Source organism: Arthrobacter sp. TmT3-37, assembly GCF_054510835.1.
Map to the genome: position 1 here is coordinate 47,676 of NZ_JBTNDU010000014.1, position 26,661 is coordinate 74,336.

Genomic DNA, 26,661 nt, shown 5'->3' on the forward strand with positions numbered 1-26,661 from the left:
GGACTGCACCATGAATGCAAGGAACACCATCGTGCTAGCCGTTGACGATGCCGATCTCTCGGAGGCCCTCGGGTGCTCCTTCGAGGCGGTCGAGTCGATGCAGAACGACGGCGTCCTCGAGTCGCAGGGCCAGCTCTGGGAGATCGGTCCGGCCCGGGACTACCTCCGTGATGCCGCGTGGGCGGACAACCTCTGGCACTGACGGGACGGATCAGCGGCAGGAACGACGAAAGACGCCGGCGCAGTGCGCCGGCGTCTTTCGCGTCGTACGGGAATCAGGCCGCCACAGGTGTGGTGGCACCGGCCAGGGCGGCGAGGATCTCGCTCACCTGACCGGCTACTTCGCTGTCGTCCTTCGGGTGCAGCTCGGCGAAACGGGTGATCGAGCCGCCGATGGACAGCTTGGCGTCGTCGACCACGGAGGCTCCGGCCACCCCGAGGGCGCGGCGGGCCTCATCGTGGGCCCAGACTCCGCCGTACTGGCCGAAGGCGGATCCGATGACGGCGGCGGGCTTGCTCGAGATGGCACCGGCACCGTAGGGACGGGACAGCCAGTCGATCGCGTTCTTGAGCACGGCGGGCATGGTGCCGTTGTACTCGGGGGAGACGAGCAGCAGGGCGTCGGCGTCCGCGGCGGCGGCGCGGAGGTCGTCCGCGGCCTTCGGGCGGTCGACGTCGTTGTCGATGTCCTCGTTGTAGAAGGGGACCTCGCTCAGGGCGTCGAAGGTGACGACGTCGACGGAATCGGGAGCGTGCTTCACGGCGGCTTCGGCGAGCTGGCGGTTGATGGAGCCTTCGCGAAGGCTGCCGACCAGGGTCAGGATCGTGGTGGACATCGGTTCTCCCAGGGGTGTGAGGTCGAGACGAAAGAGGAGCGCGTACTGCGTCTGTCCTGTTCAAGCGGACCGTGGTCCGTTTTATTCCGCCGCTATAGTTGCGGGATGCAGGGCGAGGGATTGCTCCGGGTTCCGGGAGACGACGGAGAACGGACCGATGCCGCGCGCAACCGGAGGCTCCTCCTCGATGCCGCGGCCGAGATCGTGGCGTCCTGCGGTCCGGACAAGCTGACCACGGACGCCGTGGCGCGGCGGGCGGGCGTGGGCAAGGGGACGGTCTTCCGCCGGTTCGGGAACAGGGCGGGCCTGATGCACGCCCTCGCCGACCATGCGGGCCGTTCGTTCCAGCAGGCCTTCATGGCGGGGCCGCCACCGCTGGGCCCGGGGGCCCTCCCCCTCGATCGGCTGGTGGCCTTCGGGGAGGCGAGCATCGAGAGGATGCGCTTCGACGGACAGATCCTGCGGGCCGCCGAGCAGCAGGGCGGTGCGGACCTGGAGCATCCGACGCAGCAGCTCGTCCGGCTGCACCTGTCCATGCTGCTGCGCCAGATCGGAGCGCCGGATCCGGAGCTCGGCGCCTACCAGCTGGCCGCGTTCCTCAATGCTGGGCTCCTGCTCCATCTGCAGGAGTCCAGGGGCATGTCCACGGCCCGGCTCCAGGCCTCCTGGCGGGTGCTGGTCACGTCGCTGGCGTCAGGACCGCACGGGCAGCCCCCGGCCGGAGCCCACGTACACTGAACATCGCCGGCCACGAGTCCGGTGGCGAGATGAGGACGGTGGTCGCGTGGTACAGGGACCTCGCGGGGCGATCAGCACCGTGCTGGTCGGGTTCGGCCACGGTGGCAAGGTCTTCCACGCCCCGCTGATCGCCCACGATCCCCGCTTCGAGCTCGCCGCCGTCGTGGTCCGCAGCGCGGACCGCAGGCGGGCCGCCCGCACCGCCTACCCCGACGCCGCCGTCGTCGGCAGCATCGACGAGGCACTCGCGGCGGTGCCGGACCTGGACCTGGCCGTGATCAGCACGCCCAACGCGACCCACGCCGCCCTGGCCGCCTCGGCCCTCGGCAGGGGGCTGCACGTGGTGCTCGACAAGCCCTTCGTGGTGCACGCCGACGACGGCGAACGCCTGATCGAGGCGGCGCAGGCGGCCGGGCGCCTGCTCGTACCCTTCTCCAACCGTCGGTGGGACGGCGATTACCTCACCGTGCGGTCCGCGGTGGAGTCGGGGGCCCTGGGCCGGATCCGGACCTTCGAGTCCGCGATGGAGTCCTGGAAGCCGTCCATCACCAAGCCGTGGAAGCGGGATGCCGGGCCCGGTGCCGGCGGGGGAGTCCTCTACGACCTCGGCCCGCATCTCATCGACCAGGCGCTCAGCCTGTTCGGCCCCGCCGTCCCGGCGTTCGCGGACCTGCGGATCGACCGGGCGGGAGGAACGGCGGACGACACGGTCTTCCTCGTGCTCCAGCACCTCGGTGGTGTGACGAGTACCCTGCACGCCGGGACGCTCGCGCCGCAGGTCCGCTCCCGCTTCCGCGTGACCGGGGACGACGCGGGCCTCACCGTCCTCGGCACGGATCCGCAGGAGGGCCTGCTCGCGGCGGGGATGCCCCCTGGCACCGTGACCGGTGCGCAGGCCGGCGCGCACGGGCTGCTCGGACGCGACGGGCACCTCGAACCGGTCCCGATCGAACCCGGCGCCTATCCGTCCTTCTACGAGGGCGTCGCAGCGGCGATCGAGGGCGGGCCGGTACCGGTTGCGGCCGAGGACGCGCTCGCCGTCGTGCGGATCATCGAGCAGGTCCACGCGTCGTTCCCCGCCCGGCCCCGGTAGCTCCCGCCGGTCGTGCGGGACCCGCCGGGGCAGTGCTCCCGCCGGTTTCCGGGTGTCCCCGGACGAGCCGGGTGGACCGGCGCTGCGGAACCCTGTCGTGGAGACTAGACCAGCCGGGTCCAGTCCTCGGCCAGCTCCAGGCCGTGTGCCTGGGACACCGAGTGGTGGGCCACCCTGCCGGCGGCGACGTTCAGCCCGCGGGCGAGTGCGGCGTCGGTCTCGAAGGCTCCCCGCACCCCCCTGTCCGCGAGCGCGACGGCGTAGCGGAGGGTCACGTTGGTCAGGGCGTAGGTCGAGGTGTTCGGCACGGCGCCCGGCATGTTGCCGACGCAGTAGAAGAGCGAGCCGTGGACGGTGAACGTGGGGTCCTCGTGCGTGGTGACCCGGGAGTCCTCGAAGCACCCGCCCTGGTCCACGGCGATGTCGACGAGGACGCTGCCCGGCTTCATGCGGGCCACGAGCGCATTGGTCACGAGCTTCGGCGCCCGGGCTCCCGGGATGAGGACGGAGCCGATGACGAGGTCGGCCTCGAGGACCGACTTCTCGATCTCGAGGGAGTTCGATGCCACGGTCCGGACGCGTCCGGCGTACAGGGCGTCGAGCTCGCGCAGACGTGCGATGTCGATGTCGAGGATGGTGACATCCGCCCCTGTGCCCACGGCCATCGCCGTCGCGTTGGTCCCGGCGACTCCGGCTCCGAGGACCACCACCTTGGCGGCGCGGACGCCCGCGACGCCGCCGAGCAGCAGACCGGGACCCCCGGCGGGGGCTGTCATCACCTGGGCTCCCACCTGCACGGACAGGCGTCCGGCCACCTCGGACATCGGTGCGAGCAGGGGGAGGGCCCGACCGTCCTGGACGGTCTCGTAGGCGATGGCCGTCACGCCTGCGTCGAGGAGCGCCCGGGTCAGTTCCGGTTCCGCCGCGAGGTGGAGGTAGGTGAAGAGGATGAGCCCCTTCCGGAAGCGGTGGTACTCGGCGGCGACGGGTTCCTTGACCTTCATCACCATGTCGGCACGTGCCCAGACGTCGTCGGCCGCCTCCACGAGTTCCGCGCCGGCGGCCTCGTATTCCGCGTCGGTGATGCTCGAGCCGATCCCGGCGCCGCGTTCCACGAGCACGACGTGCCCGCGGGCCCGGAACTCGTGCACGCCGGATGCGGTGATGGCTACACGGAACTCGTTGTTCTTCACTTCTTTGGGGACGCCGATGATCATTTGGGTTCTCCACGGGTGCGATCGGGCGGACGGGGGTAGGTCCAGAATAGGGACCGCGCCGGGGCCCGTGGGCGGGTTCCGGGGTCCCAGGCCGACGGCTCGGAGCGGAGGTGTCAGGACGGAACCGGCGTCGAGCCCGGGATCCCGGGCAGTGACGCATTGTGAGCTGGGCCACTAGCAGACGGAGGCGGGAGAATGCCATCGACAGATGTCGGGTCCCGGGGCGGCAGATGTCGCTTCGGGTGACGCTTCCGCCTAGTGTTGGCCTGTGCAGAACCAGGCCATCGAGGATGTCGTCGAGTCCATTGCGCAGAAGCTCGGTCGCGGCCTCTCCCTCGAGGATCCCGACGGCGTGCTCCTCGCCTACAGCAGCCACCAGACCTCGGCGGACCGGGTCCGCGTGAACTTCCTGCTGAGCAAGAAGGTCCCCGCCGACGTCAGCGAGTGGCAGCTCCGCCACGGCATCGCGCAGGCCGTGCGTGCCGTCGCCGTCCCCGCCAACGACGATCTCGGCATGCTGGGACGCGTCTGCGTCCCGTTGCTCGTGCGGGGCTTCCGGGTGGGCTACCTCTGGGTGCAGCAGCAGTCCACCGACGATCCCGCCGCCGAGATCCTCGCCGTCCTCCCCTCGGTCCGGCCGACCATCGACCGGCTCGCGGAGCTGCTCCTCGAGACCGATACGGCATCCTCGGCGCGGCGTACGCAGCGGGAGGCAACCTTCCTCGCGGCGTGCCGGGGCGTCGCGGGTGCCGTCGACGAGCTGCGGGGGTGGCGCGAACTCGGCGGGCACGGTCCCTGGCGCCTCGCGGTGGTGCACGAGCTGTCCGACGGCGTCGGCGACGACCCCCACGAGGCAGCCCTCCTCCACCGCACGCTCGCACTCCAGGCGACCGTCGGCGTCGCGCCCGTCCTCTTCAGTGCAGGGGCCGCTGCCTTCTCCGTCCTGCTCTGCGCGCCGGAGGTCGGACGCAGCGTGCTGGAGCACGTCCTGGACGGCTACCGGGCAGAGGTGGCCAAGCGGGCGGGCCGGCCCGCGGGCCGGATGGTGCTCGGCCTGAGCGAACCGGCCGCCGATCCACGCAGCCTCGAAGAGGCTTTCCAGCAGGCGCAGCATGCGGTGCAGGCGGGCGCGGTGGATCCCAACCTCGCCAGGGTCTGCCCGTACTCCGACATCGGCGTCTACCAGTTCCTCGGCGCCGTGGGCTGGCAGGCCCCCGCCCTCGGCAGCGTGCATTTCGCCGAGTTGAGCGAGGCCGACCGCCTGGACGAGCTCCTGCCGGTGCTCGAGCTGCTCTACGACAAGAACGGCTCGGTGCAGGACGTGGCCGCCCAGCTGCACCTGCATCGCAGCAGCGTCTACAACCGGCTGAGCAGGATCCGTTCGGTCATCGGCGTCGACCCGCTCGCCGGGATGGTGCGGCTGGAGCTGCACCTGGCGCTGAAGGCGCGGAGGTGGAGGTCCCGCCCCCGGTTCGAGCAGTCCTGACCGGCCGGAGACGGATCCGGCCGGCGTCCCGTCAGGCGGGCAGGTCCTCGGGCTCGGCCACGGATTCTCGCGTGGCATCCCCTGCTGCCGGTGGAGCGGTCGACGCGGCGGAGGCTTCCCTGCGGCGCAGCTGGCTGCGGAGCCAGTCCTCGACGTCGGACCTGCGGATGCGGCGGTGGGACCCGCGGTACTCCACCGCGAGGGTTCCCGCGTCGGTGAGTTTGCGGAGGTAGCTGTGCGAGATGCCGGCGAGTTCTGCGGCCTGCGAGGTGGTCAGCAGCTCGGCGACCGACGTCACCTGGACCGCGTCGCCGTCGGACAGGCGCGCGAGCAGGTCGACGACGGCTGCCTGGGCCTCGTCCGGCAACCGGTGGGCCGTACCGTCGACGAAGACGGTGACGTCCCCGCTCGCTGCGAGGGCACGCCGCAGGGGGGCCGCCTGCTCGGGGGACAATGCCGCTGCGGAGCGCGGGGACCTGGCCGTCATAGGGCCATTGTGCCAGCCGGCGGGCCTCCACGAGCTCCCCGCCGGCACGTATTCCGTGCTTCCGGAACGCGTAGGCGGCGTCTATATTCTAGATATAAGTACCCTTACTACTTGCACCCAGCGCCGGTTGCAAGACCGAAACGGTGAATCCTATGACAACAATCGATCACGGGCGGAGCCTGCGCACGAGCAGTTCGCCCTTCTCACCCCTCGAGATGGGCGAAGCACCCTCCTGCCCCCGATGCCGCACCGACGACTACCTGATCTTCGAGGAGTTCGTCCCCGCGCGCCAGGCGGAACACTCCACCGACCTCATCCCCGCGAGCACCAGCTACACCTGCTCCGAGTGCGGCACGTTCAACGCCCATGCGGTGCCGGCGTCATGGCGCCCGCCGCAGTGGTTCTGGTACAGCTGATCCGCGCAGCGGGACAGGGATAGCAGGAGCCCGACCCCGGGAGGTGGGCCGGCCGTCCGCGCGTGGACACGCGAAGTGTCCGGGGAACCCTTGACCTTGACACAGCGTCAACTCCTACCGTTGTTCCCACGGGCGCCCGATGCGCCCGGGGGAGGACGGGAACAGGTGGACTATCCGATCACGACCGTCGCGCGCCTGACGGGGACGACGAGCAGGACCCTGCGCCACTACGGCGACGTCGGGCTGCTCGAACCGTCCCGTGTGGGGGCCAACGGCTACCGGTACTACGACGCGGACACCCTCGTGCGGCTCCAGCGCATCCTGCTGCTGCGGTCCCTGGGGCTGCCGCTGCCGGTCATCCGGGACGTGCTCGACGACGGATCCGCGGACGCACCGGCAGTCGCCCTGCGCCGCCACCTCGACCACCTCCGCGGCGAGCAGCAACGGCTCGACCGGCAGATCACTGCGGTCCTCACCACGGTGGAGGCCCTCGAACAGGGAGAAGAACCGATGCCGGAGAAGATGTTCAACGGATTCGACCACACGCAGTACAGGGACGAGGTCGAGCAGCGATGGGGGCGCGACGCGTACGAGCAGGGTGATTCCTGGTGGCGCGGCAAGAGCGACGACGAGAAGGCCGCGTTCGGTGACGTCGTCGCGGCGCTCAACGCGGGATGGACCGATGCCGCCGCGCGCGGTGTCTCCCCGGCGGGGGATGAGGCACAGGCCCTCGCCCGGCGCCACGTCGCCTGGCTCTCCAGCGTGCCCGGCCTGCCGACCGGGGACGACGGGTCCCTGTCGGCGGAGTACATCCGTGGGCTGGGGGAGATGTACGTGTCCGATCCGCGCTTCGCCGCCAATTACGGCGGCACTCGCGGGGCGGAACTCGTGCGGGCAGCGCTCGGTGAGTGGCTCTCCCGGCAGTCCTGAAGCGACTACCAGGGGCCTTCGGCGCGGTTCCGGCCGGCCCGCTTGGCACGGTAGAGGTGGCGGTCCGCCTCGCGCAGGAGGGCTGCCACCGGCCCCTGCTCGCACCCCGCGAAGCCGATGCTCGCCGTGAGGCGCAGTTCGGGATCGACGTGCGGCCAGCGCAGGGCGCGGACGGCGGACAGGACGTCCCGGGCCACCTGCTCCTGGTCGGCGTGCTGCTGCAGGACCAGCAGGAACTCCTCGCCGCCGATGCGCGCGACATCACGGACGCCCCGGCACTCCTGCAGACACCCCGCGACGGCGACCAGGACGTCGTCGCCCGCGTGGTGCCCGAAACGGTCGTTGACCTGCTTGAAGTGGTCCAGGTCCAGGATGGCCAGGGACCCCGTCCAGGGGCCGCCGGTCTGCCAGGCGCGGACGACGTCGGGCAGGGAGTCCTCGACCCACCGCCGGTTCCGTACCTTGGTGAGCGGGTCGATGGCGACCGCGGCCTCTGCCTGCTCGGCCCGCTCCAGCGCCGCGATGACGTTCTGCTCCGCGAAGAGGTGGTCCACCTGCGAGCGCCGCGTCTCGATCCAGCGGGTCCGTGCAGCCTGGTGGAACGTGCGGTGGAGTTCGTAGGCGAGCTGGTGGTTTCCGCTGGACGCGGCAACGGAGGCGCGCTCCTCGAGGACCATGGACGCGACCTCCTCGAGTGCATGGTGCACGGTGATCCGGTCGGCCTCGTCCAGCGCGTCGACCGCTGCGGGAAGGTTCCCCAGTCCGTGGTGGGCCTGCGCGAGCAGGAGCATCCGGCCCGCCCGGGTCTCGGGCTGGGCATCGGCCGGACCGATGTCACCGGACCGCTCCAGGACGGCGAGGGCCTCCACCGGGCGGCCGGCGGCGAGGTGCCCGCGCGCGAGGACGTCGCTCAGTTCCGCCTCCAGGTCCGGCGATGCGGCGATGACTCCCTCGAGCCGCTGCAGCCAGAAGCGGGCCTCATCCGGCATGAGCTCGTCGAGCGCCGAATGGAAGGCATTGGAGGCGAGCCGGGAGAGCAGCTCCTGGTCGTCCAGCTGTTCGGCCAGGGCGAGGGCCCGCCGGGAGACGTCGAAACCCTGCTCCAGCAGTCCCGCGGCGAGGAGTCCGAGGGCCTGGCGGGTCAGCATCTTCGCCAGCAGGCGCGGCTGCTCGGTGCCGTCGAGGAGAGTGACCGCGATGGTGGCGTGTTCGGCCCCCGCACCCGAGTAGCCGGCGATCAGGTTCATCATCGCGAGGAGCGCATGGCACCGGCTGGCCAGGCGGGCATCGCCCTGCAGCGTCGCCCAGTCGAGGATGATCTTGCCCCGGCTCATCGCGTCGGGAGAACCCTTCGAGCGGGCCAGCGCGTCGAGTGCCGTGACTTCGGCCCAGAAGGCGACGTCGGACCTCCCCAGCGACTCCGCGACGGCCTTGACCTGGGTGGCTTCCGCGATCGCGCCGGCGAGGTCGATGCTGATCTCGACCTCCTCGAGGACGGTGATCAGGTCACGCTCCTGCGCGAGGCGCAGCGAGCCGCCCTCTGTCACGACGTCGTCGTTCAACATGCTTGCTCCAAGTCGTCGAGGCAGCGCTGTCGACTGACCGAGGAGTTGTTGAGAGACCATCGTGCGCGCTGTCGTGCCGGGTGGGACTGGCTTGTCCAGTGTGCCGCCTCGGGGGCCCCGCCTCAAGGGCGCCGCGCCCGTACATCCCGCCGGGTCACGGCCGAGGCACGCCGGGTACCGCCGATCGCCCGCCCGGTCCGTTCTCCTATGCTTGGAGCAACCATCACGGCTGTCCTCCCGCAGGGCGGCATGACAGCGCGAGCACGGAAGGACGGAGCTGTGACGACGGACCGTCGCGCCGAGGGGCGGGGACGCACCGCCCGGGCGGCCGACGCGGTCGAGCAGGTGTCCGACACGCGTGCGCTCGACGTCGCGGCACGACTCGGCTTCGCGGCACTCGCCGTGGTGCACATCCTGATCGGCGTCATCGCACTGCGCCTCGCCTTCGGCGGCAACGGCGAGGCCGAGCCGACCGGCGCGCTCGAGGAGGTCGCCGAGGGACCACTCGGTACGCCGATCATGTGGATCTGCGCGGTCGGTTGCGCCGGCCTCGCGCTATGGCAGCTCAGCGAGGCCACCCTGCGCGCGCGGCACCTGCCGACGGGCGAGCGGATCGGGAAGCACATCTCGTCGGGTGCCCTCGTGGTCATCTACGGATCCATGGCGGGGACCTTCGCGCGGTTCGGACTCGGCGACGGCCCGGACTCCTCCGAGTCGACGGTCGACTTCACGCGGTCCCTCCTGTCCTCGGGCCCCGGTGTGGTGCTCGTGTTCGTGGCCGCAGCGGTCGTCCTGGGCATCGGCGCGCACTTCGTCGTCAAGGGGATCCGACGCGGCTTCCGGCCGGAGCTGCGCACTTTCGAGGACACCACCCGCGGACGGCTGATCGACCTCCTCGGCGTCGTGGGGCACGTGGCCAAGGGACTCGCTCTGCTCCTCGTCGGAGGGCTCTTCGTCATTGCGGGGCTGAACCGCGATCCGCAGGAATCGACCGGACTGGATGGCAGCCTGAAGGCGCTCCAGTACCATCCGTTCGGTGTCCCCTTCCTGACGGTGATCGCGATCGGACTCGTCTGCTACGGCGTGTTCGCCATCATCCGTTCCGTCTTCGGCCGGATGTGAGGTTCCCGCCGCCGTCCGGCTACCCCGCCGGGGACAGCGCCGCGAGGTCCGCGGGCTCGTAGCGCACCGTGCGGGCCGCGGCGCGCGCCGCCTCCCTGATCCCGGTGAGTCCCGGGCCGGCGGCGACCAGACCGGCTGCCCGCGCCTGGACGAGGACATTGCCGAGCGCCGTCGCCTCCACGGGACCTGCGAGGACCGGCAGCCCGGTCCGGTCCGCGGTCAGTTGGCACAGCAGGGCGTTCTGCGACCCACCACCCACCACGTGGATGACATCGATGGCATGTCCGGACAGCCGGACGGCGTCCCGGAGCGTGCGGGCGTAGGCCTCCGCGAGACTGTCCAGGATGCACCGCACCACGGCCGCCCGGGACGACGGCGCAGCATGGCCGGCGGCCTCCGCGGCCCGCCGGATGCGCGCCGGCATCCCGTCCGGCGCGAGGAAGTCGTTGCTGTCGGTGTCGATCACGGGCCCGCCCGCGGGCAGCTCCCCTGCGGCGGCGAGCAGTCCGAGGAGGTCCGGCTCCGGCCCCTCGACGCTCCACTCGCGCAGGCACTCCTGCAGGAGCCAGAGGCCGCCGGTGTTGCGCAGGTACCGGATGGTGCCGTCCACACCACGCTCGTTGGTGAAGTTCGCCGCGCGGCTCCCGTCACCGAGGATGGGTGTGTCGAGCTCGACGCCGACGAGCGACCAGGTCCCGGAGGAGATGTAGGCGAAACGGGTCGACCCCGCCGGCACCGCGGCCACCGCCGACGCGGTGTCGTGGGACCCGACGGCGACGACGGCGGTGGTCTCCGGCAGCCCTGTTCCCGCAGCGATGGCGGGCAGCAGGTGCCCGACCACGCTCCCGGGCTCCACGAGCAGCGGGAAGAGGTCGGGAGACAGTCCGAGCGCTTCGAGGAGGTCCTGGGCCCACGTGCCCGTCGCGGCGTCGAGCAGGCCGGTGGTGGAGGCGTTCGTGGCCTCGGTGCGGCGCTCGCCGGTGAGCCGGTAGGCCAGCAGGTCCGGGATCAGCAGGGCCTGGACCCCGGACAGGGACCGCTCCGCAGCCAGCTGGTAGAGGGTGTTGAACGGCAGGAACTGCAGTCCTGTGCGGGCGTAGAGCCGCTCCGGCGGCAGCGCCGCGTGCACGACGCCGATGGTCGCCTCGGTGCGTCCGTCGCGGTAGCTGAACGGCAGGTGCCGGAGCGCTCCGGTGTCGTCCACGAGCCCGTAGTCCACGGCCCAGGTGTCGATCCCGATGCTGGTCACCGTGGTCCCGGCCGCTGCCGCGGCAGCCGCCGCGGCAGTGAGGCCGGTCAGGACCTCGGCGAACAGTGCCTCGACGTCCCAGCGCAGCGCGCCCCCGAGGAACTGCACCCCGTTGGGGAAGCGGTGCACCGTGACGAGTTCGGGTCCCGCGTCCGTCATGGTGCCGAGGATCACGCGCCCGGAGGACGCCCCGATGTCGACGGCGGCGAACGCCTGCGCCGAGGTCCCGCTCCGACTCCCGGCCATGTCAGCGCAGGAACGCGGCGGCGACGCCCGCGTCCACGGGGATGTGCAGGCCCGTGGTGTGCGAGAGTTCGGCCGAGGTCAGGACGGCGACCGCGTTGGCGACGTTCTCCGGCAGCACCTCGCGCTTGAGCAGGGTGCGCTGGGCGTAGTACTCGCCCAGCTTGTCCTCCTCGACGCCGTAGACCGCCGCGCGCTTGGCACCCCAGCCGCCGGCGAAGATCCCGGAGCCGCGGACCACGCCGTCGGGGTTGATGCCGTTGACGCGGACGCCGTATTCGCCGAGTTCGGCGGCGAGGAGGCGAACCTGGTGCGCCTGGTCCGCCTTCGTGGCGCTGTAGGCGATGTTGTTGGGGCCGGCGAACACGGAGTTCTTGGAGGAGATGTAGATGATGTCCCCGCCCATGTCCTGCTCGATCAGCACCTTCGCGGCGGCCTGCGACATGAGGAAGGAGCCCTTCGCCATGACGTTGTGCTGCAGGTCCCAGTCCTTCTCGGTGGTCTCGAGCAGCGGCTTGGAGATGGACAGCCCGGCGTTGTTGACCACGAGGTCCAGTCCGCCGAAGGCCAGCACGGCGGCCTGCACGGCCTGGAGCACCTGGGCGGGGTCGGTGACGTCGGCCTGGACGCCGATGGCGACGTCGGGGCCGCCGAGTTCCTCGGCCACCGCGCCCGCGCTGTCGATGTTCAGGTCCGCGATGACAACGCACGCGCCTTCGGCGGCCAGGCGCGTGGCGATGGCCTTGCCGATGCCCGACGCCGCTCCCGTCACCAGGGCGATGCGTCCCGCGTGGGACTTGGGCTTGGGCATCCGCGCGAGCTTGGCCTCCTCGAGGGCCCAGTACTCGATGCGGAACTTCTCGCTCTCCTCGATGGGGGAGTAGGCGGAGATGGCTTCGGCGCCGCGCATCACGTTGATGGCGTTGAGGTAGAACTCCCCGGCGACGCGGGCGGTCTGCTTGTTGGTGCCGAACGAGAACATGCCCACGCCGGGCACCAGCACGATTGCGGGGTCCGCGCCGCGCATCGCGGGGGATTCCGGCGTCGCGTGCCGGTCGTAGTACGCGGCGTAGTCCGCCCGGTACTCGGTGTGCAGTTCGCGCAGGCGCAGCAGGCAGCTCTCCACGTCGGCGCCGGCCGGGAGGTCGAGCACGAGCGGCTTGACCTTGGTGCGCAGGAAGTGGTCCGGGCAGCTCGTGCCGAGTGCGCCGAGGCGCGGGTGCCCGCTGGAGGCGAGGAATTCCAGCACACGGGGGTCGTCGGTGAAGTGGCCCACTTGGGCCTTGTCGGTGGAGGCGAGTCCGCGGATGGTCGGTGCGAGGGCGGCGGCCTTGGCCCGGCGCTCCTCGTCCGGCAGCGGGGCGTAGCCCTCGAGGGCGGGCCCGAAGGGCTCGGCCGCGCCGTGCTCGGCGATGTAGCGCTCGGCGGTCTCGATGATCCAGAGCGAGTTCGCCTCCGCCTCGGCCGAGGTCTCGCCCCAGGCCGTGATGCCGTGCCCGCCGAGGATCGTGCCGATGGCCTCGGGGTTGGCGTCCTTGATGGCGGCGATGTCGAGTCCGAGCTGGAAACCGGGCCGGCGCCAGGGCACCCAGACGACCTTCGGCCCGAAGATCGTGGTGGTCAGTGCCTCGCCGTCGGCCGCGGTGGCGATCGCGATGCCCGAGTCCGGGTGCAGGTGGTCCACGTGCGCGGCGTCGACGAGGCCGTGCATCGCGGTGTCGATCGACGGTGCGGCACCGCCCTTGCCGTGCAGCGTGTAGTCGAAGGCCGCGACCATCTCGTCCTCACGCTCCACGCCGGGGTAGACGCTGCGCAGCGCCCGCATGCGGTCCAGGCGCAGGACGGCGAGACCGGATTCCTTCAGGGTGCCCAGGTCGCCGCCGGACCCCTTGACCCAGAGCAGTTCCACGTCCTCGCCGGTGGCGGGGTCGAAGCCCAGTCCCTTCGCGGAGGTGTTGCCGCCGGCGTAGTTCGTGGTGCGCTTGTCCGAGCCCAGGCGGTTGGAGCGCTCGATGAGGTCCTGCACGGTCTGATTGACCGTCGGGTTCGTGGTGGCGCCGGTCGCGGGCCCTGTCGTCGTCGTCACTGTCATGCTCCCCATCCGGCCTGCTGGCCGCCCTGTCGCTCGCTGTTGATCCGGTCCTGGTAGCCGCTGGCGCGGTAGGCGTCCATCGGGTCGGCCGGGAGGCCGTTCGATTCACGCCAGGAGGCCAGGCCCGGGCGGACGTCGGTGTAGAAGGCGTCCATCAGGATCGCGTTGGCGGCCAGCACGTCGCCGGATTCCTGCGCGGCGGTCAGCGCGGCACGGTCGACGAGCAGGGCCCGCGCCGTCATCTCCTGCACGTTGAGCACGGAGCGGATCTGGCCGGGGATCTTCTCCTCCAGGTTGTGGCACTGGTCGAGCATGAGGGCGATCCCGCTCTCGGGCGAGAGGCCGCCACCGCGGACCACCTCGGCCATGATGCGGAACAGCTGGAACGGATCCGCGGCTCCCACGATCAGGTCGTCGTCCGCGTAGAAGCGCGAGTTGAAGTCGAAGGACCCGAGCTTCCCGAGGCGGATCAACTGGGCGACGATGAATTCGATGTTGGTCCCGGGAGCGTGGTGGCCGGTGTCGAGGCAGACGAGGGCCTTCTCGCCGAGCTGCAGGCAGTGTGCGTAGGAGGTGCCCCAGTCGGGGACGTCCGTGTGGTAGAACGCCGGCTCGAAGAACTTGTACTCCAGCACCAGGCGCTGGTCCTCTCCGAGGCGGTCGTAGACCTTCCGCAGCGAGTCCTGCAGCCAGTCCTGGCGGGAGCGCATGTCGGCCTGGCCGGGGTAGTTGGAGCCGTCCGCGAGCCAGATCTTCAGGTCTCGGGAACCGGTGACGTCCATGACCTCGATGCACTCGTACATGTGGTCGATCGCCTTGTTCCGTACCGTCGCGTCGCTGTGCGTGAGGCTGCCGAACTTGTAGTCGTCGTCCTGGAACGTGTTGCTGTTGATGGTTCCCAGTTTCACGCCGTGCTCCGCAGCGTGCTCGGCGAGGATCCCGTAGTCATCCACCGTGTCCCACGGGATGTGCAGGGCCACGCTCGGGGCCAGGCCCGTCAGCTTGTTGACCATGCCCGCGTCCGCGATCTTCTCCTGCACCGTTCGCGGCGTGCCCGGGGTGGCGAACACCTTGAACCGGGTTCCGGAATTGCCGTAGGCCCAGGAGGGCACCTCGATGGCGAGCTGCTCCAGCTCCGCCGAAATGTCGTCGATGACAGTCATGTACTCTCTCCAGCGTGATGGCGACCGGGTGCTCCATCACACCTCGGGCGGCGATTTCTTCGGGATCTTCCTCCACCCCGGACGGGTCGGGAGAGGTAACCAGAATTGCCGTGCCTTTGAATCGTTTCATTAGCACGTTTCAAAGTTATCCTTGCCCTAGACCGAGTGTCAACAGTCCTTCCGGCCCCGCAGTCCGGACCGGACCCGAGCTTCGAGGATTCCATGGACAGCCGACCAGTCAGCATCAAGGACGTTGCCGACCGGGCGGGTGTGGCGATCGGCACGGTCTCCAACGTGCTGAACCACCCCGCGCGAGTCTCCGCTGCCACGCGCGAGCGCGTCCAGGGGGCGATCGACGACCTCGGGTTCGTGCGCAACGACGCCGCCCGGCAGTTGAGGGCGGGCCAGAGCCGCACCATCGGCCTGATCGTGCTCGACGTCGGCAACCCCTTCTTCTCGTCCCTGGCGCGTGCCGCCGAGGACTGCGCCGCCGAGAACGGCAGCACGGTGGTGCTGGGGGACAGCGGCCAGGACGCCGGACGTGAGGCGAGGTACATCGACGTCTTCGAGCAGCAGCGCGTCCAGGGGATGCTCATCTCCCCGGTCGGCGACGTGGGTCCCCGCGTCGAGGCGCTGCGCAAGCGCGGCATGCCCGTGGTGCTCGTGGACCGCGTCGATCCGCAGCGCCGCTGCAGTTCGGTGTCGGTGGACGACGTCGCCGGCGGGTACATGGCGGTGCGGCACCTGCTGGCGGCAGGGCGGCGGCGGATCGTCTTCGTGGGTACCAGGGCGGACTACCGCCAGGTGGCCGACCGGTTGACGGGGGCACGCCAGGCCGTGGAGGAGCACGACGGGGCGGTGCTGGAGGTCGTCGAGGCGGATGCCATGACGGTCCTCGCGGGCCGCGACGTCGGGGAGGCGATCGCGCAGCGCCGGGCGGGGGAGCTGCCCGACGGGATCTTCTGCGCCAACGATCTCCTCGCCATCGGCGTCATGCAGGCGGTCCTGCTGATCCGCGGCCTCCGGATCCCCGAGGACCTGGCGCTCATCGGGTACGACGACATCGACTTCTCCGCCTCCGCCGTCGTCCCCCTCACGAGCGTCCGCAAGCCCACGGAACTCATGGGGCGCACGGCCGTCGAGCTCCTGCTCGAGGAGATCGAGCGGCCGGCCTCGCGGCGGCGGCAGGTGATCTTCGACCCCGAGCTCGTGGAACGCGGGAGCACCACCGCGCTCGCTCCGGCCGCAGGATCGCCGGCACCGGCCGCAGGATGAGATCGCCGTTCGATCCGGGCTGTTGACGGTGATCTGGGTCACGCCTACTATTCGGTATGAACCGTTGCTCTGAAACGATTCATTTTTCCCGAGGAGATTGCAGTGACGCATCCTGATGGCCACGGCGGGGAGACCCCTGACCCCGCCGCACCGGCACGCACGCCCGTGCTGACGCTCCGAGGGGCACTGAAGACGTTCGGTCCGGTCGTCGCCCTGGCGGACGGGACCATCGACCTCGCCGCCGGCGAGATCCACGCACTGGTGGGTGAGAACGGCGCCGGGAAGTCGACGCTCGTGAAGATCCTCGCCGGCGTCCACCAGCCCGATGCCGGGGAGTTCCTCGTCGGGGGACAGCCCGTGAGTTTCCGCAACGTCGCGGACAGCAAGGCGGCCGGCATCTCCGTCATCTATCAGGAGCCCACGCTCTTCCCCGACCTCACGGTCGCCGAGAACATCTTCATCGGCCGTCAGCCGAAGGGGCGCCTGGGCCTCATCAGCCGCACGGAGATGCGCCGCCGCGCGAAGGACCTCTTCGACCAGCTCGGCGTCCCGATCGATCCGGACCGCGTGGCGGAGGGACTCTCGATCGCGGACCAGCAGATCATCGAGATCGCGAAGGCCATCTCCCTCGATGCGCGCATCCTGGTCATGGACGAGCCGACCGCCGCATTGAGCGGGGTCGAGGTGGACCGCCTCTTCGCCGTCGCCCGCCGCCTGCGCGATGCAGGCAGCGGCATCCTCTTCATCTCGCACCGCTTCGAGGAGGTCTTCGGGCTGTGCGACCGCATCACCGTCATGCGGGACGGCACCTACATCGCCACCCACGCGACGGAGGCGACGTCGGTCCAGGCGATCGTCCGCGAGATGGTGGGCCGCGACATCGACGCGCTGTTCCCCAAGACCGAGACCGAGACCGGCGACGTCGTCCTGCGCGTGAGCGGGCTGACACGCCCCGGTGTCTTCCACGACATCGACTTCGAGGTGCGGGCCGGCGAGATCGTCGCCCTGTCCGGGCTGGTGGGGGCGGGGCGCACGGAGGTGGCACGGGCCGTGTTCGGCATCGACCGGTACGAGTCGGGCACCGTCGAGATGTCCGGTCGCCCGCTGCGCCGCAAGGACCCCCGGGCCGCGATCGACGCCGGGATCGGCTTCGTCCCCGAGGACCGCAGGAAGCAGGGCCTGGTCATGGAGCTGTCCGTCGAGCGGAATGCGGCCCTCACGCTCCGCCACTCGCTCGCCAGGTTCGGCATCATCAGTGGACGGGCTGAGCGCGAGGCCGCCCAGACCTGGGGCAAACGGCTCCAGGTCAAGGCCGGCTCACCCGAGCACGCCGTCTCCACCCTGTCCGGCGGCAACCAGCAGAAGGTCGTGCTCGCCAAGTGGCTCGCCACGGATCCCAAGCTCCTCATCATCGACGAGCCCACGCGGGGGATCGACGTCGGGACCAAGAGCGAGGTGCACCGCCTCATCTCCGAGCTCGCGGGCCGGGGGATCGCGATCCTCATGATCTCGTCGGAACTCCCCGAGGTGCTCGGCATGGCCGACCGCGTCCTGGTGATGCGGGAAGGCCGGATCACCGGCCGCCTCGACCGCGCCGAAGCCACCGCCGAGACCGTCATGCACGCCGCCACCGCATCCCTGGAGGCCGCACGATGAGCGTCGACGGTGCGGTAGGCGCGGCTCCCGCGCACTCCACCCCGGGGCACGGGCGGCCCTCGGCGTTCGCATCCTTCCTCCGGCTCCGCGAGCTCCCGGTGATCCTCGCCCTCGTGGTGCTCGTCGCAGTGACCGCGGCCATCAATCCGCTCTTCCTCAGCGAGCAGGGCATCAAGGACCTGCTCCTGAACGCCACCATCCTGATGATCCTCGCCGTCGGACAGACACTCGTGATCATCACCCGGAACATCGACCTGTCCGTCGGGTCCATCCTCGGGCTCGTGGCGTTCGGGACGGGGAGCATCTTCGTTGCAGCACCGGACCTGCCGATCATCGCGGTGTTCGTCCTCGGCATGCTCTTCGGCGCGGTGCTCGGTGCGCTCAACGGCCTGCTGATCACCATCGCGAAGGTCCCGGCACTCGTCATCACGCTCGGGACGCTCTACATCTTCCGCGGAATCAACAACGCCTGGGCCGGCGGTACACAGTACTTCGCGGGCGACCGTCCCGAGGCCTTCGGCAACCTCTCGGTGGACACGGTCCTCGGGTTCCCCGTGATCACCCTGATCGCGGTGGTCGTCGTCGCGATCGTGGCCGTCTACATGCTCGGCACCAGACCGGGCCGCGACCTCTACGCCATCGGGTCCGAGCCCGACGCCGCACGGCTCTTCGGCATCCCCGTGACGCGCCGGGTGCTGCTCGCCTTCGTCGTCAACGGCCTGCTCGCGGGCCTGGCCGGCGTGCTGTACGCGAGCCGCTTCAACTCGGTGGGTGCGACGACGGGGTCGGGCCTCGAACTCGACGTCGTCGCCGCCGCGGTGGTGGGCGGTGTCGCTATCTTCGGTGGCAGCGGCACCGTCGTGGGGGCCGCCATCGGCGCCCTACTGCTGACCACCATCACGAGCGCCCTGACCGCGCTGCGCGTGGACAAGTTCTGGCAGCAGGCCATCGTGGGCATCCTGATCCTCGCCGCCGTCGTCATCGACCGGATCGCCGGTGTGCGGTCGGCGCGCAAGCTCCGGATCGCGGAGGCCCGCAATGTCTGATCCCTCAGGTGCACCGACCGCCGTCCAGCCCGAAGCGCACGAGCCGGAGACCGGCTCTCCAATGAAAGGCAGGCGCATGGCCGCAACACCCGGAAGCACCAGGCCGCGGGCGGAGAAGCGCCAGAAGCCGGGGCGGGCCGCAGGCGACACCTCCACGGTGCTGGCGGTCCCCAAGGGGCGCACCGGTGCCGCCCGGATCCTGCTCGGACGGGACGCCGTCATGATCTACGTGCTGCTCGTCGTCGTGATCTACGCGAGCCTCGTGATCCCGCGGTTCGCCTCGCCGGTCACCGTGGGCTTCCTGCTCCTCGATGTCATCCCGACCCTGCTCATCGCCCTGCCGATGACGCTCGTCATCATCTCGGGGGAGATCGACCTCTCGGTCGCGAGCATCGCCGGCCTCACCAGCGCCCTCATGGGAGTCCTCTGGCAGGGCGGCATGCCGATCGCGCTCGTCCTGGTGATCTGCGTGCTGGCAGGCCTCGTCGCGGGCGCCTTCAACGGGGTGCTCATCGCGTATCTCGGCCTACCGTCCCTCGCCGTCACCATCGGCACGCTCGCCCTGTTCCGGGGCCTGGCGCTCGTGGTGATCGGCGACAACGCCGTGGCGAACTTCCCTCCCGGCCTCACCGCCTTCTTCACCTCGAAGATCGGCGGGACGGGCATCCCCACCGTCATGGTCGGCGTCGTCCTGCTCATCATCGCCTTCGCCGTCGTCCTGCACTTCACGCCCTTCGGCCGCGGGCTCTTCGCCCTCGGCTACAGCAAGGAAGCGGCGACGTTCGTCGGGATCGACGTCGCACGCTCCAAGTTCCTGCTGTACCTGGCCACCGGCACCGTGTCGGCGCTCGCGGGCATCTACTGGACCCTGCGGTACTCCAGCGCCCGCAGCGACAACGCGAGCGGCCTCGAACTCGCCGTCATCGCGGCGGTACTGCTCGGCGGCGTGTCGATCTTCGGCGGCAAGGGCTCCATCCCGGGTGTGCTCGCCGGTGTGCTGCTGATCGGCACCATCAACTACGCCCTGAAGCTGGACCGCGTCTCCGAGGTGGTCCTCATCATCGTGACGGGCTCCTTGCTCATCATCTCGGTGGTGGCGCCGAACATCGCGTCCGCCATCAAGGGGGCCCGCCATGCCAGGCGTGTCCGCACTGCTCCACTTCCCTAGGCCGTCCCCCTGGGGTTGCACCCGGCGTCTGGTTCCCAGCGCCCATCGAAAGGAAGAAACAATGAGGTTCATCCATTCCGGATCCACCGGACGCCGGGCGGCTCTCGCGGCCCTGGCAACGAGCGCCGCGCTGGTCCTCAGCGCCTGCGGCGGCGGCGCTGCCTCCGAGGGCGGCGGCAGCGAGGGTGGCAGCGGGTCGGACGGCGAGCAGACGATCACGTTCATCCCCAAGCAGCTCAACAACCCCTACACCGACGTGGTCCTGGGCGGCGGCGAGGACGGCGCGACGGAGGCAGGGTTCGCCTCCTCCGAGGTGGTCGGTCCGCTGGACGCCAGTGCGTCGAGCCAGGTGTCCTTCATCAACGCCGAGACCCAGCGCGGCACCAACGTGATCGTGATCGCCGCGAACGATCCCGATGCCGTCGGACCGGCCCTCGAGGAAGCCCGCACCGCGGGTTCGAAGATCGTCGCGTTCGACTCCGACACCAATCCCGACTACCGGGACCTCTTCGTCAGCCAGGTCGACGCGAAGGACGTGGCCCTGATCCAGCTCGAACTGATCTCCGAGCAGATCGGCGGGGAAGGCGAGATCGCCATCCTGTCGGCCACGGCCAATGCCACCAACCAGAACGAGTGGATCAAGTTCATGGAGGAGGAGCTGGCGTCCAACCCCGACTACGCGAACATCGAACTGGTCGCCAAGGTCTACGGCGACGACGACGACACCAAGTCCTTCCAGGAGGCGCAGGGCCTCCTGCAGGCGTACCCGGACCTGAAGGGCATCATCTCGCCCACCACGGTCGGCATCGCGGCGACCGCCCGGTACCTCTCCACCTCGGAGTACAAGGGCAAGGTCGCGCTCACCGGCCTCGGCCTGCCGAACGAGATGCGCCCGTTCGTCAAGGACGGGACCGTCACCGAGTTCGCCCTCTGGGACCCGGCACAGCTCGGCTACGTGGCGGCCTTCGCGGGCAAGGCGCTGGCCGACGGCGACATCACCGGGAAGACCGGTGACACCTTCGAGGCCGGCGAGCTCGGCGAGCGTGAGATCGGTGAGGGCGGAGTGGTCCTCGTCGGACCGCCCACGCAGTTCAACGCGGAGAACATCGACGACTACGACTTCTAGTCGTCCGTCGGGCGGGGTGCCTTCGCGGGCGCCCCGCCCATTCCCGTCCCGTCCTCTCCACGTCCCGTCGTCGCACCCGCCGACCTTCCGGTTGTCCCACCCGTCGTCCCACCCGTCGTCCTACCCGTCGTCCCAGGAGCACCATGACCACCGATCCCGCGGTCGGGCCCACCGCCCCACTGGCCCTCTCGGGGCTGCTCGAGCCGGTCCGTCGTCGTCCGACCCGCCTCGGTCTCGTCTCGGGTGGCCTCGGCGCGTACTGGCCGCAGTTCCCCGACCTGCTGCCGCAGCTGCAGGAGTCGGCGCGCTACGTCACCGCCCGGTTCGGCGAGCTCGACGCCGAGGTGACCGACGTCGGCTTCGTCTCCGATGCACGCGAGGCGGCGCTCGCCGCGGAGCAGCTGCGACGCGCGGACTGCGATCTGATCGTCATCTTCCTGACCACGTACCTGACGTCCTCGATGGTGCTCCCGATCGCCCAACGGTCCGGGACGCCGGTCCTCGTGATCGACCTGCAGCCCACCGAGGCCATGGACCATGCGAACTTCGACACCGGGAAGTGGCTCGCCTACTGCGGCCAGTGCCCCGTGCCCGAGGTCGCCAACGTCTTCCGGCGGGCCGGCATCCCCTTCCGCTCCGTCTCCGGACACCTGAAGCAGGAATCGGCGTGGCAGCGCATCGACCAGTGGGTCCACGCGGCCGGGGTCCGTGGCCGGCTGCGGCACGCCCGCCACGGGCTCATGGGCCATGTCTACCCGGGGATGCTCGACGTCTCCACCGACCTCACCACGGTGTCGACGACGTTCGGCTCGCACGTCGAGGTCGTCGAGTTCGACGACCTCCGCGAGTTCGTCGGCGAGGTGACCGATGAGCAGGTGCGCGAGCGCGTAGCCCTGGCCCGGAGCCTGTTCACCGTGGACGGGTCCGTCCTCGACGAGGACTTCGCCTGGGGCGCGAAGGTCTCCGTGGGCCTCGACCGACTCGTCACCGAGTTCGACCTCGACTCCCTGGCGTACTACCACCGCGGCCTCGCCGGCGAGCAGCACGAGCGCCTCGGCGCGGGGATGATCCTCGGCGCCTCCATCCTCACCGCCCGCGGTGTCCCGATGGCGGGCGAGTACGAGCTGAGGACGTCGATCGCCATGCTCGCGGCGCAGGCCATGGGGGCCGGTGGGTCCTTCACCGAGATCCAGGCGCTGAACTTCTTCGACAATGTGGTGGAGATGGGCCACGACGGGCCGGCCCATCTCGCCGTCAGCGCCGCCGAGCCACTGCTGCGCGGGCTCGGGGTCTACCACGGCAAGCGCGGGTGGGGCGTCTCGGTGGAGTTCGACGTGCGGCACGGGCCGGTCACGACCTTCGGCATCGGACAGGATCCCGACGGCTCGTACGTCTTCATCACCTCGGAAGGTACCGTGGTGCCCGGCCCACTGCTGGCCATCGGCAACACGACGTCGCGCGTGGACTTCGGGGGAGACCCCGGGCTCTGGGTCGACGAGTGGAGCCAGACCGGCATCGGCCACCACTGGGCTTTGTGCGTGGGCCACCGGGCCGCCGACGTGAAGGCCGCGGCGTCCCTCCTCGGCGTCGAACACCGCCACGTCTCTCTCTGAACCACATCGACCACCAGCAAAGGAACAGATATCGATGGAACGCGTGTGCTTCCAGTTGCAGGTCCGGCCCGAGCGCATCCCCGAGTACCGGCAGCGCCACGCGGCGATCTGGCCCGACATGGCGCGGGCGCTCAAGGACACCGGATGGAACAACTACTCCCTGTTCCTGCGCCCGGACGGGCTCCTGATCGGGTACGTGGAGTGCGAGGACTTCGCGGCTTCCCAGGCGGCGATGGCCGACACCGAGGTCAATGCGCGGTGGCAGCAGGAGATGGGCCCATTCTTCGTGGCGCTCGAGGGGCGTCCCGACGAGGAATTCCTCCGACTCGAGGAGGTCTTCCACCTGGAGGACCAGCTCTGATCAGGAGGGCACCGTGCGGGCCGTCGCGTGCGCTCCTCGCGTAGGACGCCTCAGTCGTCGAAGACGGACCAGCAGATGCTGGTGCGGCGGACCTGGTCCTCGAGGACAAGGGCACGGAGGTGCTCGGGGATCTGCCGGCGCTGCCAGTCGCGCTCGGCCCGCGCAGCTTCGATCGCGTCCCGAGGCCGGCTGTCCCCGCGGTTCGATTCCTCGAACAGGGCCAGGACATGCTCAGCGCAGGTAGCCGCCCACAGTGCCAGGAGCTGGTGATCGATCTCGGTGAGGGTTCCTCCGCGCCGGACGGACACGAGGCGAACATCGCGAACAGCCGGAAGGATCATGGGACCGGTTCCTGCTCCTCGGGATCCTTCCGTCCGCCGCTGCGGGTCATGGACGGAGCAACCGGTGCCGGCCAGACGACGATCAGCGCCGTCGCGATCGGTCCCACCAGCAGCGAGATGAGGAACCACGCCCACCGGGAGCGATTCTTCTGCTCGGCGAGACCGGCGTTGATGAGGGCGACGGTGAACCAGAAGAAGCCTGAACCTACGTAGTCATCCACCCGTCCACCCAATCACAGCCAGGAGCACCGAACTGCCTCGTGGCGGGCCGTTCCCGGATCAGTGCGTCGACCGGCTCCCGTCAGCCCCGACAGTGTCCGTCCATCCGGCGTCCGGGGACAACGCGGTACTCGGGGCCTTTCTCACCGACCGCCGACCAGCAGCCCGATGCCACGCCGGCGCACATCGAGTACGCCCGCCGCTGGCGTGAGATGCCGAAAGTGGTGTTCTCCTCGACGATCAGCACGGTCGACCGGAACACCGGCCTGGTCGCCGGCGACGCGGTCACCGAGATCACCCGGCTCGCTCGGGGACCGCTCGATCCGGCTCATCCTCGGGACGGCCGGCGTACCACTCGTGGAACTCGGAGCACCGTCCAGAGCTGTCGAACCGCAGGAACCAGATGTTGTCGTACGCCGTGACGACGCGATCACTCTCCGGCTCGTAGAACACCGTCCGGCCATGGGCTACGACCCGGTCACCCTCGATGGCGACCGGATGGTACCGGGCGTCGAAGGACTCGCCGATGAATGCCTCGCGCTCGCTCATCCACTCTGCGACGATCTCCCGACGTCCGGACGCCCGCAGCTGGAAGGGGTAGTGCCACACGGCAGCTTCGGACCAAAGATCCGCGATCGCCTGCTCGTCGTACGTCTTCCAGGCCGTCACGTACGCATCGAGCCACTCCTGCGCCGATGCCCTCGTGATCCGCTCCGACGGCACCGGGGTGTTGTGCCACTCGGGCTGGTCCAGGAAGCTCGTCATTCCCAGATCGTAGCCAGGACCGGACGGCGGTGGGAGCCCGGGTGGCATCGAGCCAGGTGCCGGGCGTCCAGGTGCCGGGGTGGATGCGCCGGGCCGGAAGGCCGACCCTGTCCCCGGATCCACGGAACGGGCCTCGGTGCGTCATGAGCGAGAATGGCGACATGACCCTGGGTGATGAGCTCGACCTGATCTTCGAGCGTCGAGACCGCGGCACCATGCAGCCGACCATCGATGCCCTGCTGCCCTACTACGCTGCCCATCCGGAGAACGCGCGGGTGCTCTACGAGATCGGCGGGGCCTACGACACGGCGGGACAGGAAGACATCGCGCGAGGGTTCTACGAGAAGGCTCTTGCTGCAGGCCTCGAAGGTGATCTGCTGCGCCGGTGCTATGTCCAGTACGGGTCGACGCTCAGGAACCTCGGCGAGTACGAGGCGTCGCTGGAGGTCTTCAGGGCAGCTCGCGCTGTGTTTCCCGGCTCCCCGGCGCTAGGGGCCTTCGAGGCCATCACCCTCCATGCGGCGGGCCGATCGGATGAATCTGTCGCCTCGTTGCTCGATCTGGTGGTGACCTTCGTTCACGCTCCCGACATCGAGCGGTACAAGGAAGCCATCAGCGGCAACGCGGCCCACATCCGTGCGCTCGACGACGAGAACTCCTAGTGGACCGTACCGATGCTCGACCGGTCCGCCTGCGATGATCAGCCGTGAAGGCTCCCGAGCGAAGGAGGCACACCAGTGACGGACTTCTCTCCGTCCGCTTTCGCGCGACAGGCAGGATGAGCCGCAGCCGTTAGGATCACACCGTGAAGCTTCTTCTCACCTCGGCCGGGGTCACCAATCCGACGATCCTCGGCGCTCTCGAAGCGCTTCTCGGGAAGCCGATCACCGCGTCCACCGCGCTGTGCATCCCCACCGCCCAGTACGGTCACCCCTGGCTCGGCCCCGGCATCGAGGCGTGGAGATTCATCAGTGGCAGATCCGAGAACCCCATGGTGGACCTGGGATGGAAATCCGTCGGGGTGCTGGAGCTGACCGCGCTGCCGAGCATCGATGAGGAGCGGTGGAAGCCGCTCGTGCGCGAGACCGACGTGTTGCTGGCGGCAGGCGGTGACGCCCTCTACCTCGACCATTGGATACGGCAGTCGGGACTGGCCGACATGTTCCCGTCGCTGGCACGCACCGTGTGGGTCGGGATGAGCGCGGGCAGCATGGTGATGACTCCGCAGATCGGCCGGGAGTTCGTCGGCTGGAACTCGCCGACGGGCGATGACAGCGCACTGGGAATGGTCCACTTCTCGATCTGCCCGCACCTCGCGCCCGACGGTGCACCCGGTAACTCGCTGGCTGCAGCAGAGAGATGGGCCGCCGGTATACCTCACCCGTCCTACGCCATCGACGACCAGACGGCCATCAGCGTGACCGATGATGCGGTGGACGTCATCACGGAGGGCCTCTGGCGGTACTTCCCTGGACAGGCAGCCGCCGACGTCACGGCCGGGAAGCCCTGACAGCCCGGGCGACCTGAACGGATCCGTACGATCCACTTCGGCGACCAGGCGTTTGTGACCTCGAGGGGTAATCAGTAGTCTGTGGATGTGGTCCAGAAGCAGGCCTCTTCTTCTCAGCAAGAAAACTGGAGTGCGGGCTCATGCTCACATCACCCACGGCCAGAATGGGCATTCTGACGGGCGACATGGCGAACCTTCCCACAAGGGCGCTGCACCGGATGATCGATCGCCTCTACGAGGACCTCGACACCGATGAACCCGTCGAGGGAGTCGCTTGCCGGTACGCGGAGCTCCGCGACGAACTCGACCACCGGGGCGCCGGCAGAAGGATCCCCCTCGCGGGCAGAACCGGTCCGTCGCGCCGCGGAGCGGTCCGCACTGCGCTCATCCGGAAGCGCCTGGCCTCACGCCCCTACGTCTAGCGCTGCCGGCGCGGCACGCGCGCGTGCTGCCCTGCACAGTATGGCGATCAGCCGAAGACCGACCCGGGCCACTGGGGACGCTCTTCTTCACCCCGCCGGCCTGACGGCTGTTCGCCGATCGATCGCTGACACCGGTTCCGATGATGATGGAAGAGCATGCTGCCTGCACTCGATGAAGCCGTCTTTGCAACCTTTGCCCAGGACCTCAGGTCCTACCCCGAAGCACTTCGATTCCTTGCGGACTTCGACGCGATGCTGACCCGCCGGATATCCAGGATCGGTGATGCCCTGGAATGCGGGGAGGGTGAGGAAACGACGACGGCCTTGCTCAGCCTTCACGCCAGCGCGGCCATGGCTGGTGCGTGCGCACTGCAGCACAGCACCGCCAAAGCTCTGACGACCATTCGTTGCTCGGGTGTATCTCGGGGTTTCGCGGACGAACTCGTCCTGCAGCTCACAGACCAGGCACGACACTTCACACGGTCGTACCGTGCGTTCCGTCGCGGAGCCCTGTAGGGTCCC

28 protein-coding genes and 1 pseudogene are annotated in these 26,661 nt (G+C 69.7%); 19 read left to right on the forward strand and 10 right to left on the reverse strand.

The genetic code is table 11. The features are described 5' to 3' along the window. Positions 1–31 precede the first annotated feature (31 nt). Positions 32–202 (forward strand): hypothetical protein, encoded by a 171-nt coding sequence (locus ACX80U_RS15125; RefSeq protein ID WP_459269021.1) that lies wholly within the window; start codon positions 32–34, stop codon positions 200–202. A gap of 73 nt (positions 203–275) precedes the next feature. Here the strand turns inward: ACX80U_RS15125 and ACX80U_RS15130 are convergent, their stop codons facing one another. After that, a complete protein-coding gene (locus ACX80U_RS15130) occupies positions 276–836 on the reverse strand; it encodes an NAD(P)H-dependent oxidoreductase (RefSeq protein ID WP_459269022.1) in 561 nt (186 codons plus the stop codon). Between the two features lie 105 nt (positions 837–941). Between ACX80U_RS15130 and ACX80U_RS15135 the strand changes: the two genes are divergently transcribed. Together ACX80U_RS15135 and ACX80U_RS15140 are read left to right on the forward strand one after the other, a co-directional pair. Next, positions 942–1,574 carry a TetR family transcriptional regulator gene (locus ACX80U_RS15135; protein ID WP_133081527.1) on the forward strand — a complete coding sequence of 211 codons (633 nt, stop codon included), beginning with the start codon at positions 942–944 and terminating at the stop codon, positions 1,572–1,574. A 46-nt stretch (positions 1,575–1,620) separates the two neighbouring features. Further along, the gene (locus tag ACX80U_RS15140; protein WP_459269023.1) at positions 1,621–2,667 is read left to right on the forward strand and encodes a Gfo/Idh/MocA family protein; all 1,047 of its coding nucleotides are present in this window, start codon (positions 1,621–1,623) and stop codon (positions 2,665–2,667) included. Positions 2,668–2,771: 104 nt separating this feature from the next. Here ACX80U_RS15140 and ald read toward each other — a convergent pair whose 3' ends face one another. Beyond that, positions 2,772–3,884, reverse strand: a complete 1,113-nt coding sequence (ald, locus tag ACX80U_RS15145) for an alanine dehydrogenase (protein WP_459269024.1) — start codon at positions 3,882–3,884, stop codon at positions 2,772–2,774. Positions 3,885–4,152: 268 nt separating this feature from the next. Here ald and ACX80U_RS15150 point away from each other — a divergent pair, with 268 nt between their 5' ends. Continuing rightward, the gene (locus ACX80U_RS15150; RefSeq protein ID WP_133081524.1) at positions 4,153–5,370 is read left to right on the forward strand and encodes a PucR family transcriptional regulator; all 1,218 of its coding nucleotides are present in this window, start codon (positions 4,153–4,155) and stop codon (positions 5,368–5,370) included. A gap of 31 nt (positions 5,371–5,401) precedes the next feature. Here the strand turns inward: ACX80U_RS15150 and ACX80U_RS15155 are convergent, their stop codons facing one another. Continuing rightward, on the reverse strand, positions 5,402–5,857 hold the full coding sequence (locus ACX80U_RS15155; RefSeq protein ID WP_459269025.1) for a helix-turn-helix domain-containing protein: 456 nt from the start codon (positions 5,855–5,857) through the stop codon (positions 5,402–5,404). Between the two features lie 152 nt (positions 5,858–6,009). Here ACX80U_RS15155 and ACX80U_RS15160 point away from each other — a divergent pair, with 152 nt between their 5' ends. Together ACX80U_RS15160 and ACX80U_RS15165 are read left to right on the forward strand one after the other, a co-directional pair. Further along, positions 6,010–6,273, forward strand: a complete 264-nt coding sequence (locus ACX80U_RS15160) for a hypothetical protein (RefSeq protein WP_133081522.1) — start codon at positions 6,010–6,012, stop codon at positions 6,271–6,273. Positions 6,274–6,438: 165 nt separating this feature from the next. Then, on the forward strand, positions 6,439–7,203 hold the full coding sequence (locus ACX80U_RS15165; protein WP_459269026.1) for a MerR family transcriptional regulator: 765 nt from the start codon (positions 6,439–6,441) through the stop codon (positions 7,201–7,203). A gap of 5 nt (positions 7,204–7,208) precedes the next feature. Here ACX80U_RS15165 and ACX80U_RS15170 read toward each other — a convergent pair whose 3' ends face one another. Continuing rightward, entirely contained in the window at positions 7,209–8,768 is a 1,560-nt protein-coding gene (locus tag ACX80U_RS15170; RefSeq protein WP_459269027.1) for a GGDEF domain-containing protein, read from the reverse strand. Positions 8,769–9,047: 279 nt separating this feature from the next. On the opposite strand from ACX80U_RS15170, the gene ACX80U_RS15175 reads away from it, so the two are divergent. After that, positions 9,048–9,890: a DUF1206 domain-containing protein gene (locus ACX80U_RS15175; RefSeq protein WP_459269028.1), complete on the forward strand. Its 843-nt coding sequence runs from the start codon at positions 9,048–9,050 to the stop codon at positions 9,888–9,890. 19 nt (positions 9,891–9,909) lie between these two features. Here the strand turns inward: ACX80U_RS15175 and ACX80U_RS15180 are convergent, their stop codons facing one another. From ACX80U_RS15180 to rhaI, 3 genes are read right to left on the reverse strand one after another with little or no spacing between them, the layout of a single operon-like run. Continuing rightward, complete coding sequence (locus tag ACX80U_RS15180; RefSeq protein ID WP_459269029.1) at positions 9,910–11,385, reverse strand: rhamnulokinase; 1,476 nt, start codon at positions 11,383–11,385, stop codon at positions 9,910–9,912. A 1-nt stretch (position 11,386) separates the two neighbouring features. Next, complete coding sequence (locus tag ACX80U_RS15185) at positions 11,387–13,468, reverse strand: bifunctional aldolase/short-chain dehydrogenase (protein ID WP_459269030.1); 2,082 nt, start codon at positions 13,466–13,468, stop codon at positions 11,387–11,389. A gap of 2 nt (positions 13,469–13,470) precedes the next feature. Next, positions 13,471–14,637, reverse strand: coding sequence for an L-rhamnose isomerase (gene rhaI, locus ACX80U_RS15190; RefSeq protein WP_208739169.1), 1,167 nt, complete (start codon positions 14,635–14,637; stop codon positions 13,471–13,473). Between the two features lie 222 nt (positions 14,638–14,859). Here rhaI and ACX80U_RS15195 point away from each other — a divergent pair, with 222 nt between their 5' ends. The 7 genes from ACX80U_RS15195 to ACX80U_RS15225 all read left to right on the forward strand — a co-directional run bounded on the left by ACX80U_RS15195 (position 14,860) and on the right by ACX80U_RS15225 (position 22,882). Next, complete coding sequence (locus tag ACX80U_RS15195; RefSeq protein ID WP_133081515.1) at positions 14,860–15,912, forward strand: substrate-binding domain-containing protein; 1,053 nt, start codon at positions 14,860–14,862, stop codon at positions 15,910–15,912. A 102-nt stretch (positions 15,913–16,014) separates the two neighbouring features. Next, complete coding sequence (locus ACX80U_RS15200; protein ID WP_459269031.1) at positions 16,015–17,568, forward strand: sugar ABC transporter ATP-binding protein; 1,554 nt, start codon at positions 16,015–16,017, stop codon at positions 17,566–17,568. Then, positions 17,565–18,614, forward strand: a complete 1,050-nt coding sequence (locus tag ACX80U_RS15205; RefSeq protein ID WP_133081513.1) for an ABC transporter permease subunit — start codon at positions 17,565–17,567, stop codon at positions 18,612–18,614. Before ACX80U_RS15200 ends, ACX80U_RS15205 begins: the two co-directional genes overlap by 4 nt. Positions 18,615–18,690: 76 nt before the next feature. Then, positions 18,691–19,782 (forward strand): ABC transporter permease, encoded by a 1,092-nt coding sequence (locus tag ACX80U_RS15210; RefSeq protein WP_459269032.1) that lies wholly within the window; start codon positions 18,691–18,693, stop codon positions 19,780–19,782. A 61-nt stretch (positions 19,783–19,843) separates the two neighbouring features. After that, complete coding sequence (rhaS, locus tag ACX80U_RS15215; protein ID WP_133081511.1) at positions 19,844–20,908, forward strand: rhamnose ABC transporter substrate-binding protein; 1,065 nt, start codon at positions 19,844–19,846, stop codon at positions 20,906–20,908. 143 nt (positions 20,909–21,051) lie between these two features. Further along, positions 21,052–22,521 (forward strand): arabinose isomerase, encoded by a 1,470-nt coding sequence (locus ACX80U_RS15220; protein WP_459269033.1) that lies wholly within the window; start codon positions 21,052–21,054, stop codon positions 22,519–22,521. A gap of 34 nt (positions 22,522–22,555) precedes the next feature. Then, positions 22,556–22,882 carry an L-rhamnose mutarotase gene (locus tag ACX80U_RS15225; RefSeq protein WP_459269034.1) on the forward strand — a complete coding sequence of 109 codons (327 nt, stop codon included), beginning with the start codon at positions 22,556–22,558 and terminating at the stop codon, positions 22,880–22,882. A gap of 50 nt (positions 22,883–22,932) precedes the next feature. Here ACX80U_RS15225 and ACX80U_RS15230 read toward each other — a convergent pair whose 3' ends face one another. Both ACX80U_RS15230 and ACX80U_RS15235 read right to left on the reverse strand, forming a co-directional pair. Further along, positions 22,933–23,223 (reverse strand): putative immunity protein, encoded by a 291-nt coding sequence (locus ACX80U_RS15230; protein ID WP_459269035.1) that lies wholly within the window; start codon positions 23,221–23,223, stop codon positions 22,933–22,935. Further along, positions 23,220–23,444 (reverse strand): hypothetical protein, encoded by a 225-nt coding sequence (locus tag ACX80U_RS15235; RefSeq protein WP_459269036.1) that lies wholly within the window; start codon positions 23,442–23,444, stop codon positions 23,220–23,222. The genes ACX80U_RS15230 and ACX80U_RS15235 overlap by 4 nt, the downstream gene beginning before the upstream one ends. Positions 23,445–23,588: 144 nt before the next feature. On the opposite strand from ACX80U_RS15235, the pseudogene ACX80U_RS15240 reads away from it, so the two are divergent. Then, positions 23,589–23,768, forward strand: a pseudogene (locus tag ACX80U_RS15240) (dihydrofolate reductase family protein); the annotation flags it as partial. Here ACX80U_RS15240 and ACX80U_RS15245 read toward each other — a convergent pair. Continuing rightward, the gene (locus ACX80U_RS15245) at positions 23,737–24,255 is read right to left on the reverse strand and encodes a nuclear transport factor 2 family protein (RefSeq protein ID WP_133081507.1); all 519 of its coding nucleotides are present in this window, start codon (positions 24,253–24,255) and stop codon (positions 23,737–23,739) included. The pseudogene ACX80U_RS15240 and the gene ACX80U_RS15245 sit on opposite strands and share 32 nt — an antisense overlap. 113 nt (positions 24,256–24,368) lie before the next feature. On the opposite strand from ACX80U_RS15245, the gene ACX80U_RS15250 reads away from it, so the two are divergent. The 4 genes from ACX80U_RS15250 to ACX80U_RS15265 all read left to right on the forward strand — a co-directional run bounded on the left by ACX80U_RS15250 (position 24,369) and on the right by ACX80U_RS15265 (position 26,655). Further along, positions 24,369–24,869 (forward strand): tetratricopeptide repeat protein, encoded by a 501-nt coding sequence (locus tag ACX80U_RS15250; protein WP_459269037.1) that lies wholly within the window; start codon positions 24,369–24,371, stop codon positions 24,867–24,869. Positions 24,870–25,012: 143 nt separating this feature from the next. Continuing rightward, positions 25,013–25,717, forward strand: a complete 705-nt coding sequence (locus tag ACX80U_RS15255) for a Type 1 glutamine amidotransferase-like domain-containing protein (protein ID WP_459269038.1) — start codon at positions 25,013–25,015, stop codon at positions 25,715–25,717. A gap of 140 nt (positions 25,718–25,857) precedes the next feature. Beyond that, positions 25,858–26,139: a hypothetical protein gene (locus ACX80U_RS15260; RefSeq protein ID WP_459269039.1), complete on the forward strand. Its 282-nt coding sequence runs from the start codon at positions 25,858–25,860 to the stop codon at positions 26,137–26,139. A gap of 156 nt (positions 26,140–26,295) precedes the next feature. After that, positions 26,296–26,655, forward strand: a complete 360-nt coding sequence (locus tag ACX80U_RS15265; protein WP_459269040.1) for a hypothetical protein — start codon at positions 26,296–26,298, stop codon at positions 26,653–26,655. The last annotated feature ends 6 nt before the right edge of the window (positions 26,656–26,661 follow it).

Coding starts and splice junctions, on each gene's coding strand:
- ACX80U_RS15130 (WP_459269022.1), bottom strand. CDS start 836: ATGTCCACCACGATCCTGACCCTGGTCGGCAGCCTTCGCGAAGGCTCC.
- ACX80U_RS15135 (WP_133081527.1), top strand. CDS start 942: ATGCAGGGCGAGGGATTGCTCCGGGTTCCGGGAGACGACGGAGAACGG.
- ald (WP_459269024.1), bottom strand. CDS start 3,884: ATGATCATCGGCGTCCCCAAAGAAGTGAAGAACAACGAGTTCCGTGTA.
- ACX80U_RS15155 (WP_459269025.1), bottom strand. CDS start 5,857: ATGACGGCCAGGTCCCCGCGCTCCGCAGCGGCATTGTCCCCCGAGCAG.
- ACX80U_RS15160 (WP_133081522.1), top strand. CDS start 6,010: ATGACAACAATCGATCACGGGCGGAGCCTGCGCACGAGCAGTTCGCCC.
- ACX80U_RS15170 (WP_459269027.1), bottom strand. CDS start 8,768: ATGTTGAACGACGACGTCGTGACAGAGGGCGGCTCGCTGCGCCTCGCG.
- ACX80U_RS15180 (WP_459269029.1), bottom strand. CDS start 11,385: ATGGCCGGGAGTCGGAGCGGGACCTCGGCGCAGGCGTTCGCCGCCGTC.
- rhaI (WP_208739169.1), bottom strand. CDS start 14,637: ATGACTGTCATCGACGACATTTCGGCGGAGCTGGAGCAGCTCGCCATC.
- ACX80U_RS15195 (WP_133081515.1), top strand. CDS start 14,860: ATGGACAGCCGACCAGTCAGCATCAAGGACGTTGCCGACCGGGCGGGT.
- ACX80U_RS15205 (WP_133081513.1), top strand. CDS start 17,565: ATGAGCGTCGACGGTGCGGTAGGCGCGGCTCCCGCGCACTCCACCCCG.
- ACX80U_RS15210 (WP_459269032.1), top strand. CDS start 18,691: ATGGCCGCAACACCCGGAAGCACCAGGCCGCGGGCGGAGAAGCGCCAG.
- rhaS (WP_133081511.1), top strand. CDS start 19,844: ATGAGGTTCATCCATTCCGGATCCACCGGACGCCGGGCGGCTCTCGCG.
- ACX80U_RS15220 (WP_459269033.1), top strand. CDS start 21,052: ATGACCACCGATCCCGCGGTCGGGCCCACCGCCCCACTGGCCCTCTCG.
- ACX80U_RS15225 (WP_459269034.1), top strand. CDS start 22,556: ATGGAACGCGTGTGCTTCCAGTTGCAGGTCCGGCCCGAGCGCATCCCC.
- ACX80U_RS15230 (WP_459269035.1), bottom strand. CDS start 23,223: ATGATCCTTCCGGCTGTTCGCGATGTTCGCCTCGTGTCCGTCCGGCGC.
- ACX80U_RS15245 (WP_133081507.1), bottom strand. CDS start 24,255: ATGCCACCCGGGCTCCCACCGCCGTCCGGTCCTGGCTACGATCTGGGA.
- ACX80U_RS15250 (WP_459269037.1), top strand. CDS start 24,369: ATGACCCTGGGTGATGAGCTCGACCTGATCTTCGAGCGTCGAGACCGC.
- ACX80U_RS15260 (WP_459269039.1), top strand. CDS start 25,858: ATGCTCACATCACCCACGGCCAGAATGGGCATTCTGACGGGCGACATG.
- ACX80U_RS15265 (WP_459269040.1), top strand. CDS start 26,296: ATGCTGCCTGCACTCGATGAAGCCGTCTTTGCAACCTTTGCCCAGGAC.